General features: G+C 36.2%; 4 protein-coding genes. All 4 read right to left on the bottom strand.

Annotated features, from left to right (window positions below; genetic code table 11):
• Window positions 1-116: 116 nt before the first annotated feature.
• Window positions 117-1,790, bottom strand: a complete 1,674-nt coding sequence (treC, locus tag J7E16_RS10425) for an alpha,alpha-phosphotrehalase (RefSeq protein ID WP_214891490.1) — start codon at window positions 1,788-1,790, stop codon at window positions 117-119.
• A gap of 21 nt (window positions 1,791-1,811) precedes the next feature.
• Complete coding sequence (gene treP, locus J7E16_RS10420; RefSeq protein ID WP_214891488.1) at window positions 1,812-3,275, bottom strand: PTS system trehalose-specific EIIBC component; 1,464 nt, start codon at window positions 3,273-3,275, stop codon at window positions 1,812-1,814.
• A 596-nt stretch (window positions 3,276-3,871) separates the two neighbouring features.
• Window positions 3,872-5,827 (bottom strand): FtsX-like permease family protein, encoded by a 1,956-nt coding sequence (locus tag J7E16_RS10415; RefSeq protein WP_214891486.1) that lies wholly within the window; start codon window positions 5,825-5,827, stop codon window positions 3,872-3,874.
• Window positions 5,820-6,587: an ABC transporter ATP-binding protein gene (locus tag J7E16_RS10410; RefSeq protein WP_214891485.1), complete on the bottom strand. Its 768-nt coding sequence runs from the start codon at window positions 6,585-6,587 to the stop codon at window positions 5,820-5,822. Before J7E16_RS10410 ends, J7E16_RS10415 begins: the two co-directional genes overlap by 8 nt.
• Window positions 6,588-6,626: the final 39 nt, after the last annotated feature.

Raw genomic sequence — 6,626 nt, 5'->3', positions numbered from 1 at the left:
TTTTCCTATTCGATGAATAGCAAAAAAGCCAGATATTTCTATCTGACTTTTTCAGCAGCCTCGGTTCTATACCCTGAGCGTTTTTTTGTTGGTCTATAATTTTTTGTATAACGAATTCAGTATTCTTTTTTGTCATCTGCTTCAAAATGAAAAGCAATGGTTTCGTAAGGCCCTAATTCCAATTTAGCTGTTAATGCTTTCTTTTCTCCATTACCAATAAGATAAGAACTAGATCTAGCTAAAAATTCTTCTGGAATCTCAATGATTACGGATTCTGGATAGAAATGATTAAGGACTAATAATTGTTCTCCTTCATATTCTCTTACATAGCCATAAACGCTTGGATGTTCCATTAGGATCCCACGATAATTCCCTTCAGAAATGACTAGCATCTCTTTCCTTAACTGAATCAATTTTTTATAGAAGTTAAAAATAGTTCCTTCTTTTCGCTCTTTTGCTACATTGATCTCATGGTAGTTTTCAGCTACTTTTATCCAAGGTTCGCCAGTTGTAAAACCAGCATTCCTTTCGGCTGTCCATTGCATCGGTGTTCGGCTGTTATCTCGCGATTTTTCTTTAATGATTTCCATGATTTCTTCATGTGGCAGACCATTAGCTTGTAGTTCTTTATAGGCATTTTGGGTCTCTACATCTACATAATCTGTAATCTCTTGAAATTCCGGATTCTTCATGCCGATTTCTTCTCCTTGATAAACATAAGGGGTTCCACGCAGCAAATGGATCGTCTGAGCTAACATCTTAGAAGAAGCTTCAAAGTAATTGACAGGGTCTCCAAAGCGGTTTATTGCACGCGGTTGGTCATGATTGCTCCAGAATAATGCATTCCATCCATTCCCTTTAGACATTCCTTCTTGCCAATTATTAAGTAATTCTTTTAATTCCATGAAATCAAATGGCATCTTGCTCCATTTTTCTCCATCTAGATAATCGACTTTCAAATGATGGAAACTAAAAACCATCGATAATTCTTGTTTTTCAGGATTGGAATAAGCAATCCCATTTTCAATAGTCGTTGAAGACATTTCTCCAACAGTCATCATATTTGGTTGTTTTCCAAAAGTTTTTTGATTCATTTCATGAATAAATTCATGTGCTATTGGTCGATCAGTATATAACGATTTTCCTACGCCATCTGCTGCATCAACAAGTTCTTCCTCCTTGCCAACTACATTGATCACATCAAACCGGAATCCTTTTACACCTTTATCTATCCAAAAATTAACCACATTAAATACTTCATCTCTTACTTCAGGATTACGCCAATTTAAATCTGCTTGCGAAACATCATATAGGTGCAAATATTCTTTTCCAGTATCCGCAAAAGGAGCCCAAGCTGGGCCTCCAAATTTTGAGACCCAGTTCGTAGGATGGCTTCCATCTGCTTTAGGTTCACGTAATATATAGTAATCTTGGTATTTTTTTTCACCTTTTAATGCTCGTTGAAACCATTCATGATCAATTGATGTGTGATTTAAAACCATATCTAACATGATTTCCAATTTGTATTCAGTGGTTATATCAATGAGCTTCTCAAAATCTTCCATCGTTCCAAATAATGGATCGATTTCTACATAATTAGCGATATCATAGCCATTATCTTTTTGTGGAGAAATGAAGAAGGGATTGATCCATAGTACATCAACACCTAAATCTGCTAAATAAGGCACTTTTTCAATGATTCCTTTTAAATCCCCTACTCCATCTCCATTAGAATCCTTAAAAGATTTTGGGTAAATTTGATACACGACTTTCTCATGAAAGGTACTCATTCTATTTCCTACTTTCTAAATTTATTTCCCTAATTCTGGTTGTATAACTTCTGCTTCTACTTGATCTGATTTATTTAAAATATTGTATTTGCGGAAAACGATCGTCAATGCAAACGGTACTACTATTGCAATCACCATACTAATTGCAAAAATACCCCAGTATTGATTTTGAATGGAAAGAATTCCCGGAAGTCCACCTACACCAATTGAATTAGCTGTTACGTTAAAAATAGTTGATACTAATCCTGCAAGACCTGAACCGATCATAGCAGCCACAAATGGGTAGATATATTTGATGTTGATCCCGAACATAGCCGGTTCTGTTACACCTAAGTAACATGAAATAGCTGCTGGAATAGAGATTTGTTCTTCTTTCTCGTTTCCACGGTGCAAGTAAATGATAGCTAACACTGCAGAACCTTGAGCAATATTTGATAAAGCGATCATTGGCCATAAATTAGTTCCTTGGAAATCTGCAATCAATTGTAGATCGATCGCATTCGTCATGTGGTGCAATCCAGTGATTACTAGTGGTGAGTAGAAGAAACCGAATAATGCTCCAAATAACCAGTTAAATGAGCTTCCTAATCCTGCATACACAATACTAGAAACCCATCCTCCAATGACCCAACCAATTGGTCCTAAAACAGTATGAGCAATTAAAACAGTTGGAACTAAAGCAAAGAATGGTACAAAAATCATTGAAATCGATTGTGGGATAACTTTACGCAACCACAATTCTAGATAAGCTAGTAAAAATCCAGCTAACATAGCAGGAATAACTTGCGCTTGGTAGCCGATCATATCAATCGTAAAATAACCAAAATCCCAAACTGGAACTTCTGCTGCTGCTGTTCCAGCAACGGCGTACGCGTTCAATAATTGAGGGGATACAAGCGTGATACCTAAAACAATACCTAAAATTTGAGTTGTTCCCATTTTCTTAGCAACACTCCAAGTAATACCTACTGGTAAGAAGTGGAAAATAGCTTCACCGATCAACCATAAGAAACTATTCGCACCTGCCCAGAATTGAGAAACTTCAACGATTGTTTGGCCGTCAAGCCAGCCCATTGGGACAGCTTCTAAAATGTTACGGAACCCTAAAATTAAACCTCCGACAATAATTGCTGGAATAATCGGTGTGAAAATTTCTGCTAAAACAGACATTGCACGTTGCACAGGGTTTTGATTTTGTTTACTTGCTGCTTTCACTTCATCTTTAGATACGCCTTCTTTACCGGATATTTTAGAAAATTCATTGTAAAATGTAGCAACATCATTCCCAATAATAACTTGATACTGACCGGCTTGAGTAAATGTTCCTTTAACTACAGGGATATCCTCAATTTTTTTGCTATCTGCTTTTGCAGGATCATTTAATACGAAACGCATGCGAGTGGCACAGTGAGTGACTGCAGAAATATTATCGGGACCTCCGATATCTTCTAAAAGCTGCTTTGCATCTTGTGTGTAATCTGCCATTTTCTTTCCTCCTAAAAATAATTTTATAATTGCAACTTGTATATACAAGTACAATGTAACCTTTTTCATTAGTAATTGCAAGCGTTTTATCTTTATTTTTTTTAACTTATGGATCTATATAAAAAAGCTGGTATAAGAATCTTAAGATTCTTATACCAGCTTTTAATTTAGCGATTTAATTAGGATGTGTTTTAAAACTAATGACTCTTCTTATTTTTGGGCTAATTGACAAAGATATGGGGTGATTAAAATCAGAATCGAACAACAAGAATGACTTAATAAGTCAAGGAGTCAAATAAAATAGTCCACTATTTTGAGTTACTCGAACTAGCCCTCGTTCCCGTTACTCAAATGCAAATTGGGTGCTCAGTTACTCGAACTAACCCTCGTTCCCGCTACTCAAATAAAAATTGGGTGCTCAGTTACTCGAACTAACGCTCGTTCCCGCTACTCAAATGCAAATTGAATTCTCAGTTACTCGAACTAACGCTCGTTCCCGCTACTCAAATGCAAATTGGATTCTCAGTTACTCCAACTAACCCTCGTTCCCGTTACTTGCTCTTAACAAGATAGTTTTAAAACATGCCCTAGTTATACTATTCAACAATACTATAATAAACTTTTGATGTTACTTGGTAAATGATCCAATAAATCGCACTAAAGCCAACTATTACGCCGATAAAACACCAAAAGACTAATGCTGTATTGACCACACTAAAAACAAGCAATAACTTTTGAATAATTGGAAAAGCAAATGCAACATGAATCACAGCGATAATTAACGGCAAAAAGAACATCCAAACAATTTGTAAGCGGGTGGTTTTGCGAATCATTTGTTTATCTAACCCAACTTTTTGCATAATTTGAAATTTTTCTCGGTCATCATAGCCTTCTGAAACTTGTTTGAAATACGTAATCAGCGCTGCTCCAAACGTAAACAATAATCCAAGAAAAATGCCTAAGAACAAAAACCCGCCATTCATAGTGTTCCATTCTTCACGCATAAGTTCTCTCGACTGAAAATATGAGTTATCGCTATCACTTACGCTAGCTGCTATTTTTTCAGAATAGTCTTTCTTCTGCTCTTGCGTTCCAGTCGTGTCCCAAGAAATGACTGCATCTGCAACAATCGGAAGTTCTATCCCTCTTGATCTAAAATCAGTTTCTATAATGGATTCTAAGACTTCTTTAGAATCCACTACCACGATTATATTGGGACTCTGTGATTTGTCCATCTTCAAGGGGTTCTCTATTTTTGCTTTGACCTGATACGTTGTGTCTCCGATAAGCAGCGTTGAAAAATCAAATGTGTTTTTTGAATCAAACACCAACACTTCATCGGATTGTAAATGGATTGTTTCATCGGCTATCCTCTCATAATCTTCTTTGACAAGCAACTGGACAGTATCCGGTATCTCATTAGCAAAATCAGCCTCATCAATCATAATTTTGTTATCTTCAATGCTACGGAACAGATTATAGTAAACATACATTTCTATCCCCGTAACTTTTAATCCATTCGTTTCTGTTTCCTTTTCGATGGCTTCAAGTTGCTCTTCCAAATCGACGGTTTCATAATAGGTTCTTTGATTTTCATAAGGCAAACGGACCGTTAAAGCATCTTGGGTCCCAATAAAAATAGCTGCTGTCGTTGATACCGCAACAATGACCATAGTCGCTAGAATAGTGATATTTGCTAACCCTACTGCATTTTGTTTCATCCGATAAAGCATCCCGGAGATTGAAATAAATGGACTCGGACGATAATATAACTGCTTATTTTTCTTCAGTTTTTTCAGGATGAAAATAGATCCGGAAATGAATAAGAAATACGTACCGCCAATAACCAACAGTACTGCAAGGAAAAAATAAATCATGGCATCAAGCGGGTTATCAATGGTCAGCGACATCCAGTATCCTGATCCAATCAATAACAATGAAAAAATAAACAGTATAAGCGAACTTTTTGGCTCCCGTTCTCCTGTCTGCTTGCCTTTAATCAATTGGATAGGATTAGAAAACGTAACTTGAGTGATATTGTAAACTAACGTTGTTAAAAAGATGAGGGCAAATAGTCCGATTGCAATCAGCATTGCCTGTATCGTAAAAGGAAAAGACATTTCTATCCCGAACTTTAAAGCATAGTTCAAAACAAGAAAAGCAAGCTCCCCCAATAGATGCCCAACCATCAAACCTACAACAATACTAAAAAAACTTGTTACGATTGATTCAATCGCCAATATTTTAGAAACATGGCTTTTCTTCATTCCTAATATAGCATATAGGCCAATTTCTTTTTTTCGACGTTTGATCAGGAAACTATTGGTATACAAAATAAATATAAAGGAAAATGCCCCAACGACTATAGCTCCTAAAGTGAAAAGTGTAGACAAAGTATCTGATCTAGTTTGAATAAATTCATTTCCCATTAAAGCAACCATCATGTAGAACATCGCTACTGTTGCAATTGAAGCAAAAATGTAAGGAAAATAAATTTGCTTATTGGATTTAAGGTTACGTAAGGCCAACTTTGAGAAAAAAAATTTATTCATGTTGCTCACCTCTATTTGCTAAAACAACCAACGATTGAGAAATTTTGTCCATAAATTGATCTGGCGTTTGTTCTCCTCGGTAAATTTCGTGATACACTTCGCCGTCTTGAATAAACAATACACGGTTCGAGTAAGCTGCGGCCCTAGTACTATGAGTAACCATGATAATCGTTTGACCAGCATTATTAATGGATTCAAAGGTTTCTAATAGACTCTGGCTGGATTTTGAATCTAATGCTCCAGTCGGCTCATCTGCAAGTAATAATTTGGGATTTGTGATCAAGGCCCTAGCTACCGCTGCACGCTGTTTTTGTCCCCCAGAAACTTCATACGGAAAATGATTGATCACTCCATCAATTTTCAATCTTTTAACGATAGGTGTCAAACGACCTTCCATTTCAGTTATTGAAGTGTTCGACAACACTAGCGGCAATAAAATATTGTCTTTGATTGAAAAATTATCCAACAAGTTAAAATCTTGGAAAACAAATCCTAGGAAATCTCTACGGAAATTAGAAATATCGCTATCTTTGATTTCTGTTAGGTCTTTTCCTTCCAACATTACTTCACCAGCGGTAGCCGTATCAAGTGTTGCTAAAATATTCAATAAGCTGGTCTTTCCTGAACCAGATTCTCCCATAATAGAGACAAATTCTCCTTTTTCAACTGAAAAATTTATATCTTTTAAGGCTTGGACTTCCTGAGTTGAAAATCTTCCCGTATAGGTCTTTTTTAAATGGTTCACTTCTAATAATGTCATGTTTGTTTCCCCCTGCTCATTTCTTTATCTCTATTACTA

The sequence above is a fragment of the Carnobacterium sp. ISL-102 genome (genome assembly GCF_018612935.1).
GTDB classification, from domain to species: domain Bacteria; phylum Bacillota; class Bacilli; order Lactobacillales; family Carnobacteriaceae; genus Carnobacterium_B; species Carnobacterium_B alterfunditum.
The sequence above is the reverse complement of the archived record's forward strand: the minus strand, read 5'-3'. Positions and strand labels throughout refer to the sequence as shown.

What these genes read in the sequence shown, in the direction of transcription:
- J7E16_RS10415 (WP_214891486.1), bottom strand. Translation starts at nt 5,827, where the DNA reads ATGAATAAATTTTTTTTCTCAAAGTTGGCCTTACGTAACCTTAAATCC.
- treC (WP_214891490.1), bottom strand. Translation starts at nt 1,790, where the DNA reads ATGAGTACCTTTCATGAGAAAGTCGTGTATCAAATTTACCCAAAATCT.
- J7E16_RS10410 (WP_214891485.1), bottom strand. Translation starts at nt 6,587, where the DNA reads ATGACATTATTAGAAGTGAACCATTTAAAAAAGACCTATACGGGAAGA.
- treP (WP_214891488.1), bottom strand. Translation starts at nt 3,275, where the DNA reads ATGGCAGATTACACACAAGATGCAAAGCAGCTTTTAGAAGATATCGGA.